The following is a 22774-nucleotide window of genomic DNA, read 5'->3' as shown; positions in this document are numbered from 1 at the left end:
GTCAGCCGCCCAGCCCGAGCAGGCGGACCGCGTTGTCCTTGAGGATCTTGGGCCGGACCTCGTCCTTCAGCGGGAGGTCGGCGAACGCTCCCAGCCATTTCTGCGGGGTGATCAGCGGGAAGTCGGTGCCAAACAGCACCTTGTCCTGAAGGTAGGAGTTGGAGGCCTTGACCAGCGACTCCGGGAAGTACTTGGGCGACCAGCCGGAGAGGTCGATGAAGACGTTGGCCTTGTGCGTGGCGATGGAGTTTGCCTCGTCCTGCCACGGCACCGACGGGTGGGCCATGATGATCTGCAGGCCCGGGAAATCGGCGGCCACGGCGTCCAGCAGCAACGGGTTGGAGTAAGCGAGCTTGATGCCATACCCGCCGGGCAGGCCCGCTCCCATGCCGTTTTGGCCGGTATGGAAGATGGCGGGCAGGCCCAGTTCCTGGAGCGTCCCCCACAGGGGGTAGAAGCGCTCGTTCGAGGGGTCGAAGCCCTGGAGGGACGGATGGAACTTGAAGCCGCGGGCACCGAGCTCCACCGCCTGGTGCTTGGCCCCGGCGATGGCGTCCTCACCCGTGCGCGGGTCGACACTGCCGAACGGAATCAGTACGTCGTTGTTCCGGGCGGCGCCGGCGATGAGTTCGGGGATGCTGTTGGGCTCATGCTTGAGCTGGGTGCGGGCGTCCACGGTGAAGACGACGGCGGCCATGTTCAGTCCGCGGTAGACCTCGGCGATGCGGTCCAGGGACGGGGTGCGGTCTTCAGCCTTGAAGTACTTGGCCGATGCTTCGGTCAATGCCTCAGGCAGCGACCCGTGCCCGCAGCTGTCCACCTCGAGGTGTACGTGCATGTCGATCGCCTCGAGTTTGGCGGGGTCGACGCCCAGTTCGTAACGGTCTGCCATGATCAGCGCGCCTGGACCGGTTCGGGCTGCAGTTCTGCAGGCAGCGGCAGGAATTCCTCGCCGTAGCCCTGCAGCGTGTCCCGGTTGAACAGCTGGCCGGCGTTGTCCAGCAGGGCCTCATAGGTCCAGCCGCCGTCGCGGTATTCCGTGGTGGCCGCTTCCGGGTGGGTCCAGACCTGCAGACGGTCACCGCCGGCGCCGATGGCCTGGCCGGTGATGTTGGCTGCCTCGTCGGAGGCGAGGAAGGCAACCAGTCCGGAGACGTCGTCGGCCGTTCCAAAGCCGAGGTCATGGCGGAAGAATGACGGCATGGCCTCGCCACGCTCGTCCGCCTCCACTGCCTTCTGGAAGTACGGCACGGTCTTGGTCATGGCGGTGGCGGCCACCGGAATGACGCTGTTGACCGTCACGCCCGCCTTCTTCATTTCCAGCGCCCAGGTGCGGACCATGCCCACGATCCCGGCCTTCGCCGCAGCATAGTTGGTCTGGCCGAAGTTGCCGCGCTGGCCCGTGGGGGAACCGATGGTGATGATGCGGCCCTGCACGTTGTTTTCCTTGAAGTAGCCAAACGCCTCCCGGACGCAGGTGAAGGTGCCCTTGAGGTGCACGTTGATGACCAGGTCGAAGTCCTCGTCAGTCATCTTCAGCAGGGACTTGTCCCGCAGGATCCCGGCGTTGGTGACCAGGATGTCCAGCCGCCCGAACGCGTCGACGGCGCCGGCCACCAGGGCCTTGGCCGCGTCCGTGGTTCCCACCGGAACCACCACAGCGGTGGCCCGGCCTCCGTCGGCCTCGATCCGGGCCACAGCCTGCGCGGCGGTTTCAGCGTTGACGTCATTGATAACGACGGCGGCACCCTGGCGGGCCAGTTCCCTTGCGTAGGCGAGGCCGAGGCCCTGCCCGCTCCCGGTGACGATTGCAACTTTGCCGTTCAAGCTCATGGCCTGCTCCTTCGCATGCGCCGGCCGAAGCCGTTGGGGTGGTCCCACTGCGGTGTGAGATCCTTGTTGGATTCAATGAAATTACGGATCATTGAAAAAGTCAACGATTGTTTTTTACCAGTACCGGAGTTGTGATGGCCACCTTGGGCACAGACGTTCAGACCCCGCGCCTTGCGGCAGCCAGGATCGGCAGTGACGTGGGACTGCTGCTGGCGAAGCTGCATGCCGCAGGCTCGGTCCTGAACAACAAGGCACTGGCCGACTTCGGCCTGCGGGAGCGCTCCTTCTCGGTCCTGACACTGGCGTGCAGCGGGCTGGAGCCGACGCAGCGGGAGCTTGCCGACTTCCTCAGCCTGGACCCGAGCCAGGTGGTCACGCTGGTAGACGACCTGGAACGCCGCGGACTGGTGGAGCGGGCGCAGGGGAAGCAAGACCGGCGCGCCAAGATCATCGTCTCCACTGCCGAGGGGCGGAAGATGCACGCGAAGGCCCGCACCGCCATGGACGCGGCCGAGCTGAACCAGCTGGCCGGGCTTTCCGACGGGGAGTCGCAGGAATTGAAGCGGCTGCTGCGCAAGGCGCTGTGGGGCGCGGAGGCCTAAGTCGTAGTGCCCCTCCCGGCCCGGTTCCGCAATGCCCGGCCGGGACAGTGCCTAGCGGACGATGAAGACCGCGATCCGCACCGAATCCGGGTAGCGCTCACCAGTGCCCACGGCGATCACGTGATTGAGCCATGCCCACTCTTCGGAGGCCGTGGAGAACCGCAGGGAGCAACGGAAGTAGATGGCACCCGGGTCCACCTCCTCGCCGCGGTTCAGGCGTGCAATGTCCGCCGCTGAGCCGTGGCGGAGCGCGTTGTTGTGCACGTGGATCAATGCCCCGTCATCGGCTTGGATAATGTAGCGGGCATCGAGTTCGGTCAGTTCCGGGCTGTGGAGGACCTGGAAATCGGCACCGCCTGGCAGCACCGTGCCGTTAAGTGCGGGGCCAACCATCGTTCCGCCCGTGATTGGCACGATCCTCCGGTGGCCCGTGGGGGCAGGGCCACCATCTACAGGTGGATCCACCGCCACGTTGAGCTCGGTAAGGAATTCAAGGGGCGGCGGTGGCGGGGCCGTCACAGCACCCCCACCGTCAGGCGGCTGGGGTGGGAGGCGCCCACATGGATGCGCTGGTTGGCGGTTACGGCAACTCCCGATTCGTAGGCCAGTTTGCCGGTGTTGAGGTTGCGGTCCCAGCGCGGGTGGCAGCTCGACGTGACCTGGACGCGCAGGCGCTCCCCCGGGGCGAGAGTCAGAGCCGTCTCCCAAAGGCTGATGGTGTACTCGTAGACCTGGCCTGGCTCGATGGGAGACGGCGGATGCCCTTCCTCGAAGAGCCCGGTACCGGCGTACGCGTCGCGCCAGGACGCCCGGACGATCCCGTCGGCAATCCCCAGGGAAACCCCGTCCGCTGACACCCTGCAAAGCCGGACCACCCAGTCCGTGTCCACGGCACTGGAAGATGCAAACAAGGTGGCGGTGACGGCACCGAAGATGGTGGTGGTTTCGGTGAAGGGCTCCGTGGTGAAGACGGCGACGTCGGTGCGCGCCTCGACGGCGTCCTGCCGCGCCGGACCCGCGGGAAAGGCGCCGGCGAGCATGGTGGCCCCGCCCGTAGTGGGCACGGGATCCAGGGGGTCGTAGGCGTACTCAACGTTTCCGTCCACACCCGCCTGGTCCAGCAGGTCCCCCTCGGCGGAAAGGAACCACGACCTCTGCCCGGCGGGAACCGGCAGTTCATCAAAGCCGCGCCAGCGGTTCTCGCCCAGGAAATACAGCAGCACCTTGGGGACCGCGGCGATGGCCGCTCCGTCCTCCTTGAGGACGGCGTCGAACCAGGCCGTGTGGAGGGACGACAGATCTCCGCGGCCATCGACGATGCCGGAGGACGCGGCTGCGCCGAAGTGGATGTCCGGGTACCCGCCCGTGAGGTTGGTGTGTGTCCAGGGGCCAAGGATGAGGCGGGGTTCAATGCCGGGGAAGGTCTTGCTGAGGACCGCCTGGCGGCGGTACTGGTCCAGCGTGTTCGGGGCGAAGATATCGAACCAGCCGCCGATGTGCAGCGTTGGCAGCGGCACCGCCGCATCGGAAGCGGCATCCCACAACCGGCAGAAATCACTCCCCGGCCCCTCCCCCGCGGACGGGGTGACCACGTTGCGAAGGAAGGTGCCCAGCCTGGGTTCCAGGTCCCGCAGCGGGAGGACTCCGTAGCAGGAACCATCGGCAAATCCAGTGTCCAGGGCAAGCCATTCCTGGAGCTCCTTCGCGCGCCGCTCGGGATCGTCAGCATGTTCCCGCATCAGTTCATTCAGGGAAATCGAGGCGTGCCCCCAGGCCAGGCGGCTGCCCAGCTCATGGGCACCGCCCCTGTACAGCGCACCGTTGTTGGCGTTGCCGCCCGCCGAGACCCCCGGCGCCAGGGCCTTGAGCGCTGCCGGGGACTGCCGGGCGGCACGCCACTGGGTTTCCGCGAAGTAGGACCGGCCCCACATGCCCACCCTGCCGTTGGACCACGGAAGGCGCGCGGCCCACTCCACTGTTGTGGCGCCGTCGGACGCTTCATTGACCGAAGGCTCAAACCTGCCGTCCGAGCCGAACCTGCCGCGGCAGTCCTGCATCACCACCACGTACCCGGCCGCCGCAACGGTCAGCGGATTGAAGTACGCCGAGTTGACCGCCAGGTCCCGCCCGTAGGGCGTGCGCGTGAGCAGCACCGGGAAGGTTTCATCCGGCGCGTCCGGCCGGTAGACGGTGGACCGGAGGATGGTTCCGTCGGTCATGGTTGCTTCAACATCGCCGTCGACGACGACAAGGTAGCGCACGTGGGTGCCTTTCGTTTGGGTGGGGGTGCTAGGCCGCGGAGGCGGGTTGCTTGCCGAGGTCTTCGGTCCGGGTCCGGTAGGTCTCCTTGACCCACACGGCGGTCACGACGGCGGAGACGAGGCAGCAGGCGGCCGTGAAAAAGGCAACGGGCAGCCACCCGTCAGGGCCGGGCTGGACGATGGCGGCGGCAATGGCGGGAGCAAAGCCGGTGACGACGAGCCCCAGCTGGGAGGCAGTGGCAGCTCCGGTGTAGCGGATCCTGGTTTCGAACATTTCCGCGGTCATGGATGGGCCAAGCGGGTTGACCATGCCGTAGCCGACGGTCATGAAGAGGATGGCCGTGGCAAAGATCAGCGGGATGGAGCCGGCGCTGATCGACCAGAAGAACGCGAACACCGACGCCGCGCAGACGATGTTGCCGGTGATGAACACCGGTTTACGTCCGATCCGGTCGGCCAGGATGCCTGCGTACGGCTGGACGACGATGCCCAGGGCCGCGGTGACGATAGTGACGGTGAGCATGACGGCCGCGGGGACTCCGAGCTTGCCGGCGTAGGCAAGACCGAAGGCCGCGAACACCGAGGAAACGACGCTCCAGAGACCGAACAGGATCACCTTGAGGATGGTGGCCCAATGGTCGCGCAGGACCACCTTGATGGGCAGTTCCTGGGCGCCCGCAGATTCCTTGGCGGCCTCGAACACTTCCGATTCCGGGAGGCGGAGCCTGATGTACAGGCCCACCACGACAACCAGGATGCTGGCAAGGAACGGCAGGCGCCATCCCCATGCGAGCAAATCGTCCTGCGGCAGCAGCGATACCGCAAGGAACGCGAGCGACGCCAGCATGATGCCGGCCACCGCTCCCGTGTTGACCCAGCTGGCGTAGAAGGCCCTCCTGTGGGTAGGGGCGTGTTCCATGGTCATGGTCACGGCACCCACGGACTCGCCGGCGGCCGAAGCCCCCTGCAGTGCGCGCAGGAGTACCAGCAGGATCGGGGCGGCGGCGCCGATCACCGACACGGGCGGAAGGCAGCCGATCAGGAACGTGGCGACTCCCATGAGGACCAGGGTCAGGACCAGCATCTGGCGGCGGCCTATGCGGTCACCAAAGTGGCCAATCACGCCGGCGGCCAGGGGCCGCACCACGTAGCCGATGCCGATCGTGGCCATGGAAAGGACCATGCCCAGGGATGGGTCGATGCCGGGAAAGAAGATTTTGTTGAATATCAACGCCGAAGCAGAGCCGTAGATGAAGAAGTCGTAGTACTCGAGGGTGCTGCCAATGAAGCTTGCGGCAGCGGCACGGCGGGCGTTGGCGTTGCCCTTGGAAGCTGTGGCGGGGACGGAAACGGTGTCCGGTGACAACGGCGTCAGCGGACCGGGACCTGCGGTCATTGCGGATCTCCTGGAAAGTTTTGAAGCAGGGCCTGACTCGCTCCTGCGGCGGGAAAAGCTACCGGCGCGGGGTGTGGGCCGGATCACTTGGATAGATATTATGCGCTTATCGCAACGGCCGTCAAGAAAACTGCAAGGTTCAATTTGCCGTTCCCTCTCCTCCTGAGAAGATGGACCGTGACCAGCAACCTCCACGTCCACTCCGGCGACCCCGCCGCACACCGCGTTGCCGCCGAGCAGGTCAATTTCCCGCGGCCGTTGAAGGGATCCGCTTCCCAGCACCTGGTGGTGACGATGATGGCGGACTATTGGCGGGAGTACACCGGATGGCTGCCCTCACGACTGATCGTGGCCCTGGCGGGAGCACTGGGCGTCAGCGCGTCGGCCGCCTCTACGGCGCTGAGCCGCCTGGCCGGACGCGGGGTGCTGGAACAGTCGAGCGCGGGACGAACGTCCCGTTACCGCTTCACGCCGGAAGCCCAGGCCCGCCTCGACGTGGGTGTGGGCCAGGTCAGTGGTTTCGGTTCCGAGGACCGCCGGTGGGACAGAATGTGGACTGTCATGGCCTTCACCGTTCCCGAGAGTTCCAGGGAGGTGCGTGACCTGCTCCGCAGCCGGCTCAAGTGGCTTGGTTTCGCTCCGCTGTACGGCGCGGTCTGGGTTTCCGCGTGGGACACGGTGCAGGATCTGGAGGACTCCTGCCGGCATCTGGGCGTGGACAACTATGCCATCTTCCGCACGCCTGAGGAGGAACTACGCGGCCGGCCGTTGATCGAGGCCTGGGACCTGAACGAACTCCGCGGGCAGTACGCACCCTTTATCGATGCCTACCGTGGGAAGGCCCAGACACTTGACGCCCAGCGCCTGAGCGGGGAGGAGGCCTTCCGGCTGAGGACCGAGGTGATGGATGCGTGGCGCGCTTTCCCCTGGGAGGACCCGGGCTTGCCTCCGGACCTGTTGCCCCACGATTTTCCACTGTTCGAGGCGCGCCGAATTTTCGTCACCCTCTACAACTCACTGATGGAGAGGGCTGCCTCCTACGCGGAGGAGACGGTAGCCCGGCTCGCCCCCGAACTCGCCGGGGAGAGCCGGGCCTTCCGGCTCAAGGGTTAGGGCGCCCCCGCAAGCAGCGGCTTGCAGGTCGTGGCCAGCCTCATGCGTCGTGGCGGTCCTTGCCAGTCGTGGCGGTCTTACCAGTCGTGGACGGTGCCGTCGACGAGGCGGTTGTAGGGCAGGTAGGCCTGCTGGTAGGGGTAGGCCGCGGCGGCTTCTTCGTTGAATTCGACGCCGATGCCCGGCTTGTCGCCCGGGTGCAGGTACCCGTCCACGAACGTCATGGACTGCTCGAAGACCTCGTTGGTCTTGGCCGAGTGCTGCATGTACTCCTGGATCCCGTAGTTATGGATCGCCAACCCCACGTGCAGCTGCGCCGCGAACCCCACCGGGGAAATATCGGTCGGACCGTGGAAACCGGACTTGATCTGGTACTGCGCCGCGAAATCCATCACCTTCTTCAACGGACTGATCCCACCGAAGTGCGTGGACGCCGCCCGCACATAATCAATCAACTGCTCCTTGATCAGCGTCTGGAAGTCAAACACCGTATTGAAGATCTCCCCGATCGCCAACGGCGTGGTGGTGTGCTGCCGCACCAGGCGCAGCCCCTCCTGGTTCTCCGCCGGCGTGCAGTCCTCCAACCAGAACAAGTCATACGGCTCCAGCGCCTTGCCCAGCTTCGCCGCCTGGATCGGCGTCATCCGGTGATGCCCGTCATGCAGCAACGGCAACTCCGGCCCAAACTCGTTCCGCACAGCCTCAAAGACCGTGGGCAGGTGCCGCAGATACGCCCGGGTATCCCAGTCCTCCTCCTGCGGGAACGCACCCCGCCCGGCCGGCTCATAGTCATACCGCTCCCCCGACGCCTGCGCCTGCGCCGCAACCCCATAAACGGCCTTGATCCCCGGGATCGCCGTCTGGATCCGGATCGACTTGTACCCCAACTCCAGATGCTCCCGCACCGAATCAAACAACGACTCAATATCCGCACCCGAAGCATGCCCATACGCCCGCAACCCGTTCCGCGACGCACCACCGAGCAACTGGTACACCGGCAACCCAGCCACCTTGCCCTTGATATCCCACAACGCCATATCCACCGCAGCGATCGCCGCCATCGTCACCGGACCCCGCCGCCAATACGCACTCCGGTACAGGAACTGCCACGTATCCTCAATCCGGTGCGGATCCTTGCCAATGAGCAACTGCGCCACGTGTTCCTTCAGGTAGGCGGCGACGGCGAGCTCGCGGCCGTTCAGGGTGGCGTCGCCAATGCCGGTCACGCCGTCGTCCGTGGTGATCCGGAGGGTCACAAAATTCCGGGTGGGGCTGGTCACAAACACATCGGCGGCAATAATCTTCACAGCTGGCTTTCGGGTAGGGGCTTTGGGTAGATGGGAATTTCCCGTTGGGGTGGGCAGTTTCTCAGCGCTGGGTACTGCCCCTGGCGGAGTCGAGCAGGGCGAGTTCTTCGCGGCGGGGCAGGCCCTCCCAATCGCCGCGCGTGCTGACGGCGAAGGCGCCGGCGAGGATGCCGCGCTTGAGGCGGCCGGCGACGTCTTCGCCGTCGAGCAGGGCGGAAAGGTAACCGGCGGTGAACGCGTCCCCGGCCCCAACGGTGTCCACGCACGTCACCGGGATGGCCGGAGCTTCAAGAAGGCCGTCGGCTGTATGGACCGCGGCCCCTGCGGCGCCTCGCTTCACCACCACTTCGCTGACCCCCAAGTCCAACAGGTGCGCGGCCGCACGGGCCTCATCGGCCGGGGACGTTGCCTCCCCGCTCCCATCCGGCGGGACGGCAACCAAGTCGAGTTCGTCGTCGGACGCTATGACGATGGTGGCGTGCCGGGCCAGGGGGCCAAGCACGGCTCCCGCCTGGACCCGGGGCCAAAGCTTGCTCCGGTAGTTCACATCCAGGGAGACCACCACGCCTTCAGCCGCTGCCCGTTCCGCGGCGTACTCCACCGCGTCCCGCGCTTCCGGGCTGAGTGCCGGGGTGATGCCGGTCAGGTGGAGGATCCGTGTTCCGCCATCCAGGGCCGCAGCAACCTGGCCGCGGGAGATGGTGGCTCCCGCAGATCCGGCGCGGTAGTAGAAGGCCCGGCTGAGGTCGGCGGTGCGCTGCTCCAGGAACATCACCCCGGTGCTCCGGTCCGCATGCACGGTGTGGTGCAGCTGGACGCCTTCGCCGCGCAGTTGCTTAAGGATGAACTCGCCGTGCGGGTCCGCGCCCACTGCCCCGGCCCAGGCAGCGCTGTGGCCAAGCCGTGCGACGCCGATGGCAACGTTCGATTCTGCCCCCGCCACCTGCATGTTCAGGGTGCCGCCGTTCGCCAGGGGGCCGCCGGCGCGGAGTGAGACCATGGACTCGCCGAAGGTCAGCAGGCAAACGCTCATGAAGGGGTCCCGGTTCCGGCACGGGCAGCAAATTCGGCCGCAAGGGCCAGGAAGCTGCGGGCACGTTCCCGCATTTCCGTGAGGTCGCCGCCGGAGGCTGCGCTGCCGAACAGCGGACCGCCCAGGCCGACGGCGATCGCCCCGGCTTCCCAGTACCCGGCCGCCTCGCCGAGGCCCACGCCGCCCACGGCGATGAAGGGGATGTCCGGGAAGGGATCGCGGACTGCCTTCAGGTAGCCGGGCCCGCCGATCGATGCCGGGAAAAGCTTGATGGCGGTGGCACCGCGTTCCATCGCCTCATAGGCCTCGGTGGGGGTCAGCGCGCCGGCCAGGACCGGGATGCCGGCACTGGCCGCCTCGCTGATGGAGGGGGCAAGGGAGGGGGTGACGATGAACTGGCCGCCGGCAGCGGTGACGTGTTCGACGTCGGCCTCGCTCAGGACGGTGCCGGCGCCCACCAGGCAGCCGGCCGGCGCAGCCGCGCGGACCTCGCGGATTGCCTCCAGCGCGTTGGGCGTGGTGAGGGCGATCTCCACGTACCGGAAGCCTTCCTCCATGGCGGCCAGCGCCGCCTTGGCGGCAGCACCGCCGTCGTTCCCGCGGACAATGCCGACAAGCCGCGACTGCCGGATGCCGGCCAGCAGGCCGGCGGAGGTGACGGCTGGATTTTGGGATGTCATGGGATTCACCATTCTGCGAAGGATCCGTCGGGGTGGCGCCACACAGGTCCGCGCCAGGCATGGCCGCGCTTGTCCGCTGCCCGCACCACGGCCTCGTCGATTTCGACGCCCAGTCCGGGCCCGGTGAGACGCTCGATGTGGCCGTTTACGAACTTGAACGGCGTCTTGTCCACCACGTAGTCCAGGACTTCGGCGCCCTGGTTGTAGTGGATGCCGATGCTTTGTTCCTGGATGAGGAAGTTGGGCGTGGCGAAGCCCACCTGGAGGCAGGCGGCCAGCGCCAGCGGTCCCAGCGGGCAGTGCGGTGCCAGCTGGACTTCGTAGACCTCGGCCAGGGCCGCGATCTTCCGGACCTCGGTGATGCCGCCGGCATGGGAGAGGTCCGGCTGGGCCACCGCGATGCCCGCCTGCAGCGCCGGCAGGAACTCCTGCCGGCTGTACAGCCGCTCCCCCGTGGACACCGGGGTGGTGGTGGACGCGGTGAATTCCCGGAGCAGGTGGGTGTTTTCCGGCACCACGGGCTCTTCGAGGAAGAAGGGCCGGAAGGGTTCCAGCAAGGGGGCCACCCGCCTGGCGTTGGCCAGGCTGAACCGGCCGTGGAAGTCGACGGCGACGTCCCGGTGGTCGCCCAGGACCTGCCGGGCCGCGGCAACACGGCGGATGACGCCGTCGATCTCTGCCACCGACGCCACCGGGCTCATCCGTCCGCTGGCGTTCATTTTGACGGCAGTGAGGCCCACGTCCAGCTGGGCGCTGATCTGGTCCGCCACCTCGTTCGGCTCGTCGCCGCCCACCCAGCCGTACATCCGGATGCGGTCGCGGACGTGGCCGCCCAGCAGCTGGTGCACCGGAGTGTTGAAGTGCTTGCCCGCGATGTCCCACAGCGCCTGGTCCAGGCCGGAGACGGCACTGGCAAGGATGGGTCCGCCCCGGTAGAAGGACCCCTTGGTCATCACCTGCCAGTGGTCTTCGATCCGGAGGGCGTCCCGTCCGATGAGCAGCTCCGAGAGTTGCCCGACGGCGGCGCGCACCGTCTCGCTGCGTCCCTCGCAGGTGGCCTCGCCCCACCCCACGATGCCGCTTTCGGTCTCGACCCGGACAAAGAGCCAGCGGGGTGGAACAAGGAATGTTTCGATCCGGCTGATGACGGTCACGCCGCGGTCCTAACCCTTGGTGGCGCCGGCGGTCAGGCCGGAGACGATGTACTTCTGCGTGAAGAGCGCAATGATCATGATGGGGATGGTGACAACAGTCGCCGCGGCCATCAGCCCGCCCCAGTCGATGCTGGCGTAGGAGACGAAGTCGAAGATCGCCACCGGCAAGGTCTTGGTCTTGGAGCCGGAGAGCACCAGCGCGAACATGAAGTTGTTCCAGGAGAAGATAAAGGACAGGATGCCGGCTGTGGCGATCCCGGACACCGCCAGCGGAAGCGTGATCAGCCGGAACGCACCGATCGGCGTAAGCCCGTCCACTTCGGCTGATTCCTCCAGCTCCAGGGGCAGCGAGTCGAAGTAGCTCATCATGATGTACACGATCAGCGGGAGGGCCACGAACATGTGGCTGAGGATCAGCACCTCGAACTTCCCCACCATGCGCAGGTTGGAGAAGACGTAGTACCAAGGCACCAGGAGCGAGACGCCGGGAATGACCCGGGCCATCAGGACCACCAGCGCCGAGCGGTGCATGGTGAACCGGCTCATGGCGTAGGCAGCCGGGACGCCGAGGACGATTGACAACGCGGTGGAGACGAAGGCAACCCAGAAGCTGTTGAAGATGAACACGAAGTAGTTGTTGCGCTGCAGCACATTGGCGTAGTTCTCGACGGTGGGCGAGAACAGGAACGCCTTGCCGGTGTCGTAGATATCCACGTTGGTCTTCAGCGATGCCAGCAGCATCCAGAAGAGCGGCGCAAGCAGGAACAGCACCACAAGGATGAGGGCGACGACCCGGAACACCTTGTAGGCGCGCGTGGCCAGGGGCTTGCGGCGGCGCGGGGGCCGGCGGTCCGCGGCGGTGGCGGCGGAATCTGTCATGACGGTCATTTGCTTACCGCTTTCTTGCGCATGGTGAGCAGCCACATGGAGCCGATGATGATCATGAAGAACAGGATCAGCACCGCCGAGGAGAGCCCGTACTGGTTGTAGTCGAAGCTGAGTCCGTAGGCGTAGACGTTCAGCGTCTCCACTTCGTGGAACGAGCCGCCGCCCTTGCCCTTGGTGGCGTAAAGGATGTCGAAGGTCTTCAGTGCATCGATGCCGCGCAGCAGGATGGCCACGATCACGGTGGGCATCATGAGGGGCAGCGTGATGTAGAAGAACCGCTGGAAGGCGTTGGCGCCGTCCACGCGGGCGGCCTCGTCCGGTTCGTCGGACAGCGAGGTCAGCCCGGCCAGCAGGATCAGGACCACCATGGGGGTCCACTGCCACACGTCCATGAAGATGGTGGTGCCCAGGGCGGTGTCCTGGCCGGACAGCCACGGCTGGGGCGGAATGCCCACCATGCCCAGGAGCTGGTTGACGAAGCCGATGTTGGGATCGAAGATCAGCCGCCACATCATGCCGACCGCTACGGGCGTGGCCACGAGCGGCAGCAGGATGGCCACCCGGACCCACTTTTCACCCCGGAAGGGCCGCCACAGAAGCAGCGCCACGCCCATGCCCAGCACCACTTCGAAGGCCAGTGCGACGCCGGTGAAGGAAAGGGTGCGGCCCACGGCGGGCCAGAAACGCTCGGTATCGCTGAGGACCGTGATGTAGTTCTGCAGCCCGATGAACTCCGTTGCGGCCCGCACGGATCCCTGGGAGTCGGTGAGGCTGAGGTACACGGTCCAGGCCAGCGGAAAGATGATCAGGACGCCGACGAAGATCATTGCCGGTGCCGCGAAGAGCCACTTTCGGTGCCGGTTGGCCCAGGCGGAAAAGTTCCCCCCGGCACCGGCGGGGCCACCGGGCCGGCGGGTGCGGGCGCTGCGGGGAGGGTTCAATACAGACATGGTTCACCTAAGGAGTTTGGGGGTGAAGTGGGCCGCGCCGGGACGGCCATGGGCCGTCCCGGCGGGATGTTGGTGCGCGATAGGCGCCCGGTGTCCTACTTCTTTTCGCTGTCCAGGAAGGTCTGGAAAGCAGTCTGGGCGTCGTTTGCCGCTGCGGCGGCGTCCCCGCCGGTGATGGTGGCGACAATCGGGGCGCCCACGATTTCGCGTGCCTTGCCTACGGTGACAACCTCGGGCCGGTCGTGGCCCACACCGTTCTTGGCGCTGGCGGAGATCGCGTCGGCGAGGTCCTTCGGGTAGGTGGAGGTTCCGTCAGGGTTGGACCAGACGGAGGTGCGCGGGCCCGGGACGCCGGCCTTCTGGGCTGCCAGGGTGCGTTCCTTGCTGGTTGCCCACTGGATGAACTTCCAGGCGTTGTCCTGGTTGCTGGAGTTCTGGTTCACGCCCAGCGCCCAGGAGGGGATGTTGTACGGCTTGGAACCGGCGGGACCTGCAGGCAGCGCAGCGAATCCAACCTTGTCCGCAACCTTGGACTTGGCGGGGTCGGTGGCGTTCTTGTAGAGCGAATCTGCCTCCGTGTAGAAGGCGGCACCGCCCTGGGTGAAGATTGCCATCGCCTCCGGCCAGCTCATGTCCGTGCTGACGTTGGCGGGACCGTAGTTGCGGATCAGGCCGCCGTAGTAGGCGTAGGCCTTCTTGGCGGCGTCGGTGTTGACGGAGGCCTTGCCGCTGGAGTCCATGAAGTCGCCGCCAAAGCTGTACAGGAAGCTGGAGAACTGGGTCACCGCGGCGGACTTGCCGGTGCGGGCCACGAAGCCTGCGGTGTCAGGGGAGGACGCCTTGATGGCCTTGGCCGCCGCTTCCAGTTCCTCCATGGTCTTGGGGACCTGGAGGCCTGCGGCCTGCAGCAGGTCCTTGCGGTAGTACAGGACTTCGCGCTCGGTGATGATCGGAACACCAACCACCTTGCCGTCAACGGTGGTGGCCTTGACCGGGCCCTCCTGATAATCCTTCCAGTCCCAGCCCGAGTCCGATGAGACGTTCTTGGTCAGGTCCGCAAGGTAGGCGTTCTTGGCAAAAGCCTTGCCTTCCTGCAGCGGGCGGTACATCATCACGTCGATCTCGTCGCTGCCTGCGTTGAGCTTGACGTTGTACTGGTCAGAGAGCTGGTCCTCGCCGAGCTGGGTCAGCTCCACCTTGAGCCCGCTGGACTTCTCGAATTCCGGAATCGCGGCCTTGATGCCCTCGGTCCACACGTGGTTGGCCAGGGTGACACGGACGGTGCCGGACTGCTTGGCCTGGTCGCTGCCGCCTCCGCCGCCGCTGCAGGCGGTCAGCCCCAGCGACATCGCTGCGGCAATTGCCGCGTACTTCACAATTGAATGCCGCTTCATTACGACTTCCTTTGCCTTCAGGCCCGCAGCTTCGCGGGCGGGTGACAGACGCCTCGTTACGTCTGTTGTGTTCAGCGAGCATAAACAAATAAGGCAGACATATACAAGACCTTGCCATGCCCCCATATGATTTATTCATGACCATCCCAAAGGCGGCGTTGTCCCCGGACCTGCATTCATCGCTGGTCGAGAACCTGGGGCTCGCCATTGCCGAGGGAACGCTGGCCCCGAATTCGATCCTGCGCTTGGATGAGCTGGAGGCGCAGCACAAGGTGTCCCGCTCCGTGATCCGGGAGGCCACCCGTGTCCTGTCGTCGATGGGCATGCTGGAATCGCGCCGCCGACTGGGAACGGTGGTTCAGCCGGAAGCCAGCTGGAACCTCTATGACCCCCAGGTGATCCGGTGGCGGCTGGCCTCGGCCAAGCGGCTGGAGCAGTTGCGGTCCCTGAATGAACTGCGCGGCGCCATTGAGCCGCAGGCCGCCCGGCTCGCGGCCGAGCGCGCTTCACTCGACCAGGCCAGCGACCTTGTTTCCATGGCAGCCCGGCTTTGGGCCGCCGGGCAGCGGGGAGACCAGGAAGATTTCCTGCGCCTGGACATCGAATTCCATGCCGCTGTCCTCAACGCCTCCGGCAACCTGATGTTTTCGCAGCTGCATAAACTCGTGGCGGAAGTGCTGGCGGGGCGGACACAGCACGGCCTGATGCCCCATCTTCCGGACCATGAGGCACTGCAGATGCACGTGGATGTGGCCAGCGCCATCCAGCGGGGCCAGGCAGCCGCCGCGCATGCCGCCATGAGCCGAATTGTGGAGCAGTCCACCGAGGAGATGGGTGACATCTGGTCCAGCAGCCATGCTTCCGTCAACGACGGCGCGGCCAACCCCGGGTAAGCCAGGTGCCGGCAGCACCAGCGGACGCCGGAAGCGTTACGCCCGCCGGACTGCCAGCAGCTCACCCGCCAGGAAATCCAGGGCCGCCTGCCCTTCCGGCAGGCCAGCGGTGTGGTTGAGGTGGCCGTGGACCGCGCCCTGGGCGAGGAAGCAGGACACCGGAACCCCTGCGCGTTCCAGCTCAGCAGCAAACAGCTCGGTGGAGCCGCGGGCGTCGTCGTACTCGCAGGCGAGCAGGGCCGTGGGCGGCAGTCCGGCAGGGTCCGCGTAGCCGGGCATCGCATAGGACGATGCCATGCTGACGGGGCCGCCCACGTAGTTCTCGGCCGTCCGGATGCAGTCCTCCACGGTGAACCGCAGGTGCCGGGGCAGCCCGGCCATGACCCGCTGATCCAGTCCCCCGGCCGGCGGCGGGAGTTCCGCGTGCAGGAAGGGGTAGGCCAGCAGGAGCTTGGCGGGCAGCGGCTTTCCGGCGTCAATCAGGTAGAGCGCGGCGCCCACCGCCAGGTTGCCACCGGCACCGGCACCGCCCAGGCAGAGCAGGTCCGGATCCAGCCCCAGGCTTTCGGCGTTCTTCCGGGCCCAAAACCAGCAGGCCAGGGCGTCGTCGTGCGGGATGGGGAAGGACACGCCGTCGCGGGCCAGCCGGTAGTCCACGGACAGCACCGGCGTGCCCTGGTTCGCGAGCACCCGCGCCAGGTAATCCGACTCCGGGCTATCCACGCTGCCGCTGACGAATCCGCCGCCGTGCAGCCACACGAGGGCGGGGCTGTCCGCGCCGGCCGGTTCCCCGTAGATCCGGATGGCCACCGGCCCGTGCCGGCCGTCGGCCGTCACGGCGCGGATGGGGACGTCCGGCCCGGGTGAGCGAACGGCGTCCGGGTTTAGGAACTGCGGTCCTTCCGGGCTGGCCAGGTACTCAGCGAAACCGGCAGCGGCCTCCCCCTGTGGGCCGGCCGGGGTGGCGTCGGGGGAAGCCACGTCTGGTTTTGTGCGGGGTGTCATGGTGTTCCCAACTTCCGTGAGAAGTAGTCAACGGCTGTGGCCAGGATGGTATCCAACTGGTCCTCGGCGCCGAAGAAGCAGTGGTCGCCGCCCGTGATGGTCATGACGTCATGTTCCACGCCGGCGCCCGCGAGCGCGGCGGCCAGAAGCTCAGTCTGCGAGTGCGGGACCAGTCCATCCGAATCGCCGTGGACCAGGAAGAACGGGGCGGCATCCGCCGATACGTAGCTGACGGGGCTGGCCGCGGCCAGCAGTTTCGGGTCGTCCGACCCGCCCACCAGCATCTGCTCGGGCTGCAGCGACATTCCCGGCGGGACAGCGGCAGTCAAGGACGGGGGAAAGAGCCCGTCCGGGGTGACTATTGGCGGGATGTCCACCAGCGAAGACACGCCGTAGAAGTCGACGACGGCGCTGACGCTGCTTGGGTGCCCCTGCGCACCGAGACCGCCCTCCAGGTCTTCGCGCTTGCCGGTGAGTCCCAGGAGCGCTACCAGGTGGCCGCCTGCTGATTCGCCCCAGGCGCCAAACCTGTCCGGGTCGATGCTGAGGTCCCCGGCGAACTCCCGGAGGTAGCGGACCGCGGCTTTGAGGTCGTGGAGCTGTGCCGGGAACGGCGCCTCCAGCGAGTGCCGGTAGTCCGCCGTGGCGCAGGCGATGCCTGCCTCGTTGAGCAGCCGGAACACGGAATCGGGGGCGAAGGTGGGCGGCAGTTCGCGGCGGTCGCCCAGCTGGAACGCTCCGCCGTGCACCCAGAGGACCATCGGCGTGGTCCCAAAGGCCTTGCGGGGCAGCCAGATGTCCATCTTCAGCGGCCGGAATCCGATGGCCCGGGCGTAGGTGACTTCACGGTGCACGGAGGATACGTCCGAGACCTGCCCCGCCGTGCCCGGGGCATCGAAGACAGGGAACGGCGGAACCTTCCTGCCTCCGGGACGGGAGGTGTCGGAACGGGATATGTCAGAACGCGACATGTCGGAAGGGGACAGGTCGAGTACCCCGGTAGCGTCATCCACTGTCATAGTGTGCTCCTCATCAGCGCAGGTTGTGCAGTGCCCCGGCCGGTGGCGGCAGGGAAAGTGTGGTGTCCCGGCCCGACGACGGCGGCCGGCGCGCCGGGGAGCCGCACCTCCGCGGTGGTGCCGGAGGGAATCGTGGCTGTGAGCGTCAGCACGCCGCCGTCCATTGAACCTTCCGCCGCAGTCCAGGCCACCCGGATCAGGCCCCGTGGCCCCATGTGTGAGGTGGAGGCGGATGCCAGGCCGGCGCCGGGGCGGGGCTCAATGATGATGCGCTCCCAGCCTGCGCTTCCGGGCGCCTGCCGCAGGCCGGCGGTGTAGCGGTGCAGGAAGGAGACCACGGCACCCTTGCTGTAGTGGTTGAGCGACTGGTGCGGCGTGCCGTTGGCATCGATGCCGTTCCACAACTCCCACACGGTGGTGGCGCCGCGGTCCACCATGGTCAGCCAGGACGGTTCCGAGTCCTGCATCAGGAGTTCATAGGCCAGGTCCAGTTGTCCGTTGTCCGCCAGGACCGGGAGCAGGTAGGGCGTGGCCAGGAAGCCGGTGCCCAGGTGGGTGCCGGCGTTCCGGATCAGGGCGGCCAGCTGCGAGGTGACCGTGGGGCGGTGTTCGGGGCTGACAAGGTCGAAGGCCAGGGCGCGGACGCAGTTGGCCTGCGTGGCTTGGATTACGCTGCCGGAAAAATCAAGGTATTCCGTCTCCCACGCGTCCCGGATCAGGTGTGAAAGTTCCGCGAGCTCGGCGGCCTCTGTATCCAGGCCCAGGACAGCAGCGATTCGTGCCATCACGTCCGTGGTGTGCCGGTAGTAGGCCGTGGCCACGATCCCGTGGTCGGCGCTGCGGGCGGCGAACAGGTCAGGTTCGGGGCCGTCCGGTTCCATCCATTCACCAAAGTGGAAGCCTGTGTCCCACAGGTACCGCTCGTGCGGCGCGGGCGCTGCGCTTGCGGCGGCGCGCGCGGCGTGCCGCTCCGTTTCGGCGGTAGCCTGCACAAAGTGAAGCCACCGCTGCATGGCCTCCCAGTTTTCGGCGAGGATCCCGGCGTCCCCTGACGCCAGGTAGACCTCCCAGGGCACCATCACCACCGCATCGCCCCAGCCGGCGGACCCGTTGGTGAAGCCCATGAACTCCGCCGAGGTGGCCGCGGGCCCGGGGGACGGCGAGATGTTGGTGATGACGCCGTTGTCCCATTGGTCTGCACGGACGTCGCGCAGCCACTTGCGGGAGAAGCCTGTGACGTCGAAAAGGTAGGCGGCAGTGGGGACAAACAGCTGCCAGTCCCCGGTCCAGCCGGCTTTCTCGCGCTGAGGGCAGTCGGTGGGGACCTCGCAGGAGTTGCCCAGGAAGCTCCATTCCACGATGTCATGCAGTGCGTTCAGGCGCGCATCGCTGCAGCTGAAGGTGCCAATACGTTCCAGGTCCGTCCGCACCAGGCAGCCGGTGATGTCTCCCGGCTGGAGGCCCGCGGCGAGGCCCTGGACCGAGACGTACCGGAAGCCGTGGGTGGTGTGCCGGGGTTCGAAGACTTCCCCGGGGGCACCCGAGGCGATGACGGTGTCCACCTGGCCTGCGTCCCGGAAGGCTCCCGGCGCCCGGAAGTCGAGGGGGCGCAGATGGTCCCGGTTGACGTCACCGTCCGCTCCGAGCGCTTCGCCGTATTCCAGGGTGACGGTTTCGCCCGGTGCGCCGAGCCTGGTGAGCCGGACCCAGCCGTGGATGTTCTGGCCGAAGTCCACCACCTGGCTGCCGTTGGCCAGCCGCGTGGTGGACGCCGGAACAAGTTCCTGTGCCACCCGGGTGGGCGGCGCAAGGGGTCCGGCCAGTGCGGTGAAACTGCCGGGACGGACGACGGCGGAACACGGCCGGGGTGCGCGGGCAACCGGGGCGCCGTTGCCCGCCTTAGGTGCGCTGCCGCCGTCGGCCTTCCTGAAATCCACGCCCTGGCCCGCCATAAGGTCGGCGCTGAGGATCTCCGTGGCGGACACCAGCCACGAGCTGTCGGTGCCGATGACCTGCCTGCCGGCCCGTGACTCCAGTTCGAGCTGCGCCAGGAAGGCCGTGTGCGTTCCGTACATGTCGGCGTCGCGCGTGTATCCGAACGTGGCGCGGTACCAGCCGTCGGTGAGGACGGCGCGCACGGTGTTGCTGCCTTCACGGATCAGGGTGGTGACGTCGTGGGCCTGGACCTGGAGCGTGGTGTTGTAGCTGGTGGAGCCTGGGGTGAGTTGCTGGTCGCCCACGCGGTGGCCGTTGATGAAGAGCTCATAGATGCCGTGCGCGGTGGCGTAGGCGCGGGCCTTGTGCGGGGCCGCCGGCAGGAAGAAGGTTTTGGTGAGGGCATAGCCGGGCCGGTCTCCTGGCGCCGGAACTTGGGGCTCATCTGGCCCGATCCACTGCGCCGTCCAGTCCTCGGCATGCATCAGCCCCAGCTCCACCGGCATCGGACGGGACCAGCCGCTCGGTGTTTCGGTGCCTTTTTCGTCCCTGTCCCAGGTGCGGACGCGCCACTCGAACCGGTCCCGCGAGCGCAGCGCCGGCCCGCCGTACGGGATGCCGCTGCAGGCGGCCGACTCGACCTTCCCGGTGTCCCAGCCGTTGCTTGCGGTGATGCGGTATGCCGCCTGGCCTGTGGTTCCGCCGGGAGGCGTCCAGCTGAGGCTGGGCTCCCGGATGGTCAGGCCCATCGCTTCTGACAGGTGCTCGGCCCGAAGCCGGGTGGGGGCGGTCATGCGGCAGGGCTCCTGGGGTGCGGGTGCTGGGAGTTCCAGCTTGGTTGGCGTGCTCCTATCCCCCACACAGCATTTTCATTGGTCGAAATAGTATTGTGGGGCAGCTCACCAATGCATCAGCGCTAGGAACCACCGCCATGACTGACATTCCGGACCCGGACACCCCGCCTGCCCGCGGAAAGCGGCCCAAACAGGGCGAACCCGTCATCGACCGCGCGCTGAGCCTGCTCGCCGTCTTCTCCGACCGGCGGCGGGCACTGACGCTTTCGGAACTCGCCCGGTATGCGGACATGCCCGCGCCCACCGCACTGCGGCTGATCGCCCGGCTGGTGGCATGGGGTGCGCTTGAAAGACTCGACGACGGCCGGTATGTCGTGGGGGTCAGGCTGTGGGAAGTGGCGTCGCTGTCGCCCCGCGGTCACGGGGTGCGGGAAATTGCCCTTCCCTACCTGGAAGACCTGTTCGAAGTCACCCGGCACCACGTGCTGCTGGCGGTGCGGGACAACGAGCAGGCGGTGCTGATCGAGCGGCTGTCCGCGAAGGATGCCACGGAGGTGGCGTACCGCGTGGGTGGCCGGGCGCCCCTGCGGTCCACGGCGATCGGGCTGGTGCTGCTGGCGGGCGCGGACCAGCAGTTCCAGGAGACCATCCTGAAGCGGCCGCCGGAAAACGAGCCCGGAGTGCCGGAGTTGCCGGAGGGCCAGCTGCGCAGGACCCTTTCGGATGTGCGGCGCACCGGGATTGCGATGATCCGCCGTACCGTCCCGTCCCGGACCGTCTCCGTGGCGTCCCCCATCTTCGACGCCCAGGGCTCCGTGGTGGCGTCACTGTCCATCGTGGTCCCGGACGGGTCCACTCCCCCGAACGTACTGGCCCCCGCTGTCCGCGCGGCCGCCCGCGCCGTCTCCAGGAACCTGGGGCACCAGGCTGCCGTCAGCGCCGGCACCCGGACGCACTCGCAGGGGTAGCGGCCCTACGCGGCCGAGGCCGGGGTCGCGGGGCAACGTCACACAGGTGGCTCACAGAATCCGCCTACCGGATGCATAGTGCGGTGGCTTCTGATGGGTTCATGACCACTTCGCACAACCGCAATGAGCTCCCCGAAAACGCGCACCAGCCGCACCCGGATCACGACCGCGGCCTTGATCGACCTGTCGACGCTGATGAGCCGCCGCTCCCTCGGCATGTTCCTCGGTGCCGGCGGCGCCGCCGTCGCACTCGCTGCCTGCAGCCCCAACGGATCAACCACGGCTGCGCCGTCAGCCACGGACGCAACCGCCACGGCGGCTTCCACCGAATCCGCATCGGCTTCGGCTACGGCATCGTCCTCCGCCACGTCGACACCCACCATTACCCGGGCCATTGCCGAGTGCGGCGTGGAGATTCCCCAGGAAACCGCCGGACCGTACCCGGGCGACGGCTCCAACGGACCCAACGTCCTGGAAGCCTCCGGCGTGGTGCGGCAGGACATCACCTCCAGCTTCGGCACCGCGTCCGCTAAAGCGGTGGGCGTCCCGTTGACCTTCACCCTCACCCTGCTGGACAACGCCAACGGCTGCACACCGCTGGCGGGCGCGGCGGTCTACGCCTGGCATTGCGACCGCGACGGCAAGTACTCGATGTACGACTCGAGCCTGAAAAACGAAAACTACCTGCGCGGCGTCCAGGAGGCAGACGCCAACGGCCAGGTCACCTTCACGTCCATCTTCCCGGGTGCCTACGCCGGACGGTGGCCGCACATCCACTTCGAAGTGTTCGAATCCATGAACAACGCCACCGCCGCCGGCCAGGTGCTCACCGTCTCGCAGATTGCCCTGACCAAAGCGGCCTGTGACGACGTCTACGCAACTCCTGGTTACGAAAAGAGCATCACCAACATGACCCGGACCACGCTGCAGTCAGACAACGTGTTCGGCGACGACGGCGGCATCTACCAGCTGGCCACCATGACCGGATCCGCGGCGACGGTCTATGCGGCGGCGTCTAACGTGACCATCTAGGCGTACTCGCCCTTGATCACGAAGTACGAGCCGCGGATGGTGCCCGCCAGCTTCGACTTTTGGCGGGCGAACTTGAAGCTGGACGCCAGCTCTTCCGGAACGTCCATGCCGTCCGAGAGCTTGAATCCGACCGCCCGCTTGCCCCCTTCCTCAATGCCGTACATGACGTTGATGGACAGCCCTGACTCGTAGAACACGTAGGCCATTCGCAGCCCGTCCACTTCGAAGGAGGACACCTCAAGGGGTTTGGAGGCAATCACCAGGTTGCGCTCGGCGGACAGGATGTTGTTCACATAGTCCAGCACTTCCGGCGCTTCCCCGGCAGGGACCACCGTGAAGTCGTGGTCGTATTTATTCTTGTAGTAGCGGGCCTCGTTGGCGCGGAGCCCGGCCAACGCCTCCGCTACCGGTGACGATTCCAGACCGGCGGTGGACACGTTCTTGAAATCCACGGTGTACGGCATGAGTCCTCCCTGGGAATGATCTTTTGCCACATCGTTGCAGATCAGCGCCTCCG

General features: G+C 66.8%; 20 protein-coding genes and 1 pseudogene. 5 read left to right on the top strand and 16 right to left on the bottom strand.

Annotated elements, in window-relative coordinates; all coding sequences use genetic code 11:
- Position 1: 1 nt before the first annotated feature.
- Together ACEN9K_RS02830 and ACEN9K_RS02825 are read right to left on the bottom strand one after the other, a co-directional pair.
- Positions 2–892 carry a 4-hydroxyphenyl-beta-ketoacyl-CoA hydrolase gene (locus ACEN9K_RS02830; RefSeq protein WP_018772162.1) on the bottom strand — a complete coding sequence of 297 codons (891 nt, stop codon included), beginning with the start codon at positions 890–892 and terminating at the stop codon, positions 2–4.
- A gap of 2 nt (positions 893–894) precedes the next feature.
- Positions 895–1833: an SDR family NAD(P)-dependent oxidoreductase gene (locus ACEN9K_RS02825; RefSeq protein ID WP_223993480.1), complete on the bottom strand. Its 939-nt coding sequence runs from the start codon at positions 1831–1833 to the stop codon at positions 895–897.
- A 134-nt stretch (positions 1834–1967) separates the two neighbouring features.
- Here ACEN9K_RS02825 and ACEN9K_RS02820 point away from each other — a divergent pair, with 134 nt between their 5' ends.
- On the top strand, positions 1968–2435 hold the full coding sequence (locus ACEN9K_RS02820) for a MarR family winged helix-turn-helix transcriptional regulator (RefSeq protein ID WP_495635672.1): 468 nt from the start codon (positions 1968–1970) through the stop codon (positions 2433–2435).
- A 51-nt stretch (positions 2436–2486) separates the two neighbouring features.
- Here the strand turns inward: ACEN9K_RS02820 and ACEN9K_RS02815 are convergent, their stop codons facing one another.
- Genes ACEN9K_RS02815 through ACEN9K_RS02805 form a run of 3 tightly spaced genes read right to left on the bottom strand, consistent with a single transcriptional unit; the run spans position 2487 to position 6092 of the window.
- A complete protein-coding gene (locus ACEN9K_RS02815; RefSeq protein ID WP_268002483.1) occupies positions 2487–2954 on the bottom strand; it encodes a DUF3237 domain-containing protein in 468 nt (155 codons plus the stop codon).
- Positions 2951–4696 carry a CocE/NonD family hydrolase gene (locus tag ACEN9K_RS02810; protein WP_495635147.1) on the bottom strand — a complete coding sequence of 582 codons (1746 nt, stop codon included), beginning with the start codon at positions 4694–4696 and terminating at the stop codon, positions 2951–2953. The genes ACEN9K_RS02815 and ACEN9K_RS02810 overlap by 4 nt, the downstream gene beginning before the upstream one ends.
- A gap of 28 nt (positions 4697–4724) precedes the next feature.
- The gene (locus ACEN9K_RS02805) at positions 4725–6092 is read right to left on the bottom strand and encodes an MFS transporter (protein ID WP_018772239.1); all 1368 of its coding nucleotides are present in this window, start codon (positions 6090–6092) and stop codon (positions 4725–4727) included.
- Positions 6093–6269: 177 nt separating this feature from the next.
- On the opposite strand from ACEN9K_RS02805, the gene ACEN9K_RS02800 reads away from it, so the two are divergent.
- Complete coding sequence (locus ACEN9K_RS02800; RefSeq protein WP_134166162.1) at positions 6270–7205, top strand: PaaX family transcriptional regulator; 936 nt, start codon at positions 6270–6272, stop codon at positions 7203–7205.
- Between the two features lie 77 nt (positions 7206–7282).
- On the opposite strand, the gene manD is transcribed toward ACEN9K_RS02800, so the two are convergent.
- From manD to ACEN9K_RS02765, 7 genes are all read right to left on the bottom strand, one after another.
- Entirely contained in the window at positions 7283–8512 is a 1230-nt protein-coding gene (gene manD / locus ACEN9K_RS02795; RefSeq protein ID WP_495635146.1) for a D-mannonate dehydratase ManD, read from the bottom strand.
- Positions 8513–8573: 61 nt separating this feature from the next.
- Positions 8574–9545 carry a sugar kinase gene (locus ACEN9K_RS02790; protein ID WP_495635145.1) on the bottom strand — a complete coding sequence of 324 codons (972 nt, stop codon included), beginning with the start codon at positions 9543–9545 and terminating at the stop codon, positions 8574–8576.
- Complete coding sequence (locus ACEN9K_RS02785; RefSeq protein WP_495635144.1) at positions 9542–10225, bottom strand: bifunctional 4-hydroxy-2-oxoglutarate aldolase/2-dehydro-3-deoxy-phosphogluconate aldolase; 684 nt, start codon at positions 10223–10225, stop codon at positions 9542–9544. Before ACEN9K_RS02785 ends, ACEN9K_RS02790 begins: the two co-directional genes overlap by 4 nt.
- Positions 10226–10230: 5 nt before the next feature.
- Complete coding sequence (gene dgoD / locus ACEN9K_RS02780) at positions 10231–11379, bottom strand: galactonate dehydratase (protein ID WP_018770859.1); 1149 nt, start codon at positions 11377–11379, stop codon at positions 10231–10233.
- Between the two features lie 9 nt (positions 11380–11388).
- Positions 11389–12267, bottom strand: coding sequence for a carbohydrate ABC transporter permease (locus tag ACEN9K_RS02775; RefSeq protein ID WP_495635143.1), 879 nt, complete (start codon positions 12265–12267; stop codon positions 11389–11391).
- Complete coding sequence (locus ACEN9K_RS02770) at positions 12264–13217, bottom strand: carbohydrate ABC transporter permease (protein ID WP_186447807.1); 954 nt, start codon at positions 13215–13217, stop codon at positions 12264–12266. Before ACEN9K_RS02770 ends, ACEN9K_RS02775 begins: the two co-directional genes overlap by 4 nt.
- Before the next feature lie 95 nt (positions 13218–13312).
- Positions 13313–14611, bottom strand: a complete 1299-nt coding sequence (locus ACEN9K_RS02765; RefSeq protein ID WP_134165247.1) for an ABC transporter substrate-binding protein — start codon at positions 14609–14611, stop codon at positions 13313–13315.
- A gap of 137 nt (positions 14612–14748) precedes the next feature.
- Between ACEN9K_RS02765 and ACEN9K_RS02760 the strand changes: the two genes are divergently transcribed.
- Positions 14749–15504 (top strand): FadR/GntR family transcriptional regulator, encoded by a 756-nt coding sequence (locus ACEN9K_RS02760; protein ID WP_018770863.1) that lies wholly within the window; start codon positions 14749–14751, stop codon positions 15502–15504.
- A gap of 36 nt (positions 15505–15540) precedes the next feature.
- On the opposite strand, the gene ACEN9K_RS02755 is transcribed toward ACEN9K_RS02760, so the two are convergent.
- From ACEN9K_RS02755 to ACEN9K_RS02745, 3 genes are read right to left on the bottom strand one after another with little or no spacing between them, the layout of a single operon-like run.
- On the bottom strand, positions 15541–16485 hold the full coding sequence (locus tag ACEN9K_RS02755) for an alpha/beta hydrolase (RefSeq protein WP_495635142.1): 945 nt from the start codon (positions 16483–16485) through the stop codon (positions 15541–15543).
- Positions 16486–16505: 20 nt separating this feature from the next.
- Positions 16506–17528 carry an alpha/beta hydrolase fold domain-containing protein gene (locus ACEN9K_RS02750; protein ID WP_495635141.1) on the bottom strand — a complete coding sequence of 341 codons (1023 nt, stop codon included), beginning with the start codon at positions 17526–17528 and terminating at the stop codon, positions 16506–16508.
- On the bottom strand, positions 17525–20257 hold the full coding sequence (locus ACEN9K_RS02745) for an alpha-L-rhamnosidase (protein WP_495635140.1): 2733 nt from the start codon (positions 20255–20257) through the stop codon (positions 17525–17527). Before ACEN9K_RS02745 ends, ACEN9K_RS02750 begins: the two co-directional genes overlap by 4 nt.
- 137 nt (positions 20258–20394) lie before the next feature.
- On the opposite strand from ACEN9K_RS02745, the gene ACEN9K_RS02740 reads away from it, so the two are divergent.
- Both ACEN9K_RS02740 and ACEN9K_RS02735 read left to right on the top strand, forming a co-directional pair.
- The gene (locus ACEN9K_RS02740) at positions 20395–21225 is read left to right on the top strand and encodes an IclR family transcriptional regulator (RefSeq protein ID WP_056388280.1); all 831 of its coding nucleotides are present in this window, start codon (positions 20395–20397) and stop codon (positions 21223–21225) included.
- Between the two features lie 101 nt (positions 21226–21326).
- Positions 21327–22257: pseudogene (locus ACEN9K_RS02735) on the top strand (intradiol ring-cleavage dioxygenase).
- Here the strand turns inward: ACEN9K_RS02735 and ACEN9K_RS02730 are convergent.
- Complete coding sequence (locus tag ACEN9K_RS02730) at positions 22254–22721, bottom strand: DUF8821 family protein (RefSeq protein ID WP_018770868.1); 468 nt, start codon at positions 22719–22721, stop codon at positions 22254–22256. The pseudogene ACEN9K_RS02735 and the gene ACEN9K_RS02730 overlap by 4 nt on opposite strands.
- Positions 22722–22774: the final 53 nt, after the last annotated feature.

Source organism: Pseudarthrobacter sp. Pseusp20 (genome assembly GCF_059492155.1).
This window is presented reverse-complemented; position numbering and strand designations above follow the sequence as displayed.

What these genes read in the sequence shown, in the direction of transcription:
- ACEN9K_RS02830 (WP_018772162.1), bottom strand. Translation starts at nt 892, where the DNA reads ATGGCAGACCGTTACGAACTGGGCGTCGACCCCGCCAAACTCGAGGCG.
- ACEN9K_RS02825 (WP_223993480.1), bottom strand. Translation starts at nt 1,833, where the DNA reads ATGAGCTTGAACGGCAAAGTTGCAATCGTCACCGGGAGCGGGCAGGGC.
- ACEN9K_RS02820 (WP_495635672.1), top strand. Translation starts at nt 1,968, where the DNA reads ATGGCCACCTTGGGCACAGACGTTCAGACCCCGCGCCTTGCGGCAGCC.
- ACEN9K_RS02805 (WP_018772239.1), bottom strand. Translation starts at nt 6,092, where the DNA reads ATGACCGCAGGTCCCGGTCCGCTGACGCCGTTGTCACCGGACACCGTT.
- ACEN9K_RS02790 (WP_495635145.1), bottom strand. Translation starts at nt 9,545, where the DNA reads ATGAGCGTTTGCCTGCTGACCTTCGGCGAGTCCATGGTCTCACTCCGC.
- ACEN9K_RS02785 (WP_495635144.1), bottom strand. Translation starts at nt 10,225, where the DNA reads ATGACATCCCAAAATCCAGCCGTCACCTCCGCCGGCCTGCTGGCCGGC.
- ACEN9K_RS02775 (WP_495635143.1), bottom strand. Translation starts at nt 12,267, where the DNA reads ATGACCGTCATGACAGATTCCGCCGCCACCGCCGCGGACCGCCGGCCC.
- ACEN9K_RS02770 (WP_186447807.1), bottom strand. Translation starts at nt 13,217, where the DNA reads ATGTCTGTATTGAACCCTCCCCGCAGCGCCCGCACCCGCCGGCCCGGT.
- ACEN9K_RS02765 (WP_134165247.1), bottom strand. Translation starts at nt 14,611, where the DNA reads ATGAAGCGGCATTCAATTGTGAAGTACGCGGCAATTGCCGCAGCGATG.
- ACEN9K_RS02760 (WP_018770863.1), top strand. Translation starts at nt 14,749, where the DNA reads ATGACCATCCCAAAGGCGGCGTTGTCCCCGGACCTGCATTCATCGCTG.
- ACEN9K_RS02750 (WP_495635141.1), bottom strand. Translation starts at nt 17,528, where the DNA reads ATGACAGTGGATGACGCTACCGGGGTACTCGACCTGTCCCCTTCCGAC.
- ACEN9K_RS02745 (WP_495635140.1), bottom strand. Translation starts at nt 20,257, where the DNA reads ATGACCGCCCCCACCCGGCTTCGGGCCGAGCACCTGTCAGAAGCGATG.
- ACEN9K_RS02740 (WP_056388280.1), top strand. Translation starts at nt 20,395, where the DNA reads ATGACTGACATTCCGGACCCGGACACCCCGCCTGCCCGCGGAAAGCGG.
- ACEN9K_RS02730 (WP_018770868.1), bottom strand. Translation starts at nt 22,721, where the DNA reads ATGCCGTACACCGTGGATTTCAAGAACGTGTCCACCGCCGGTCTGGAA.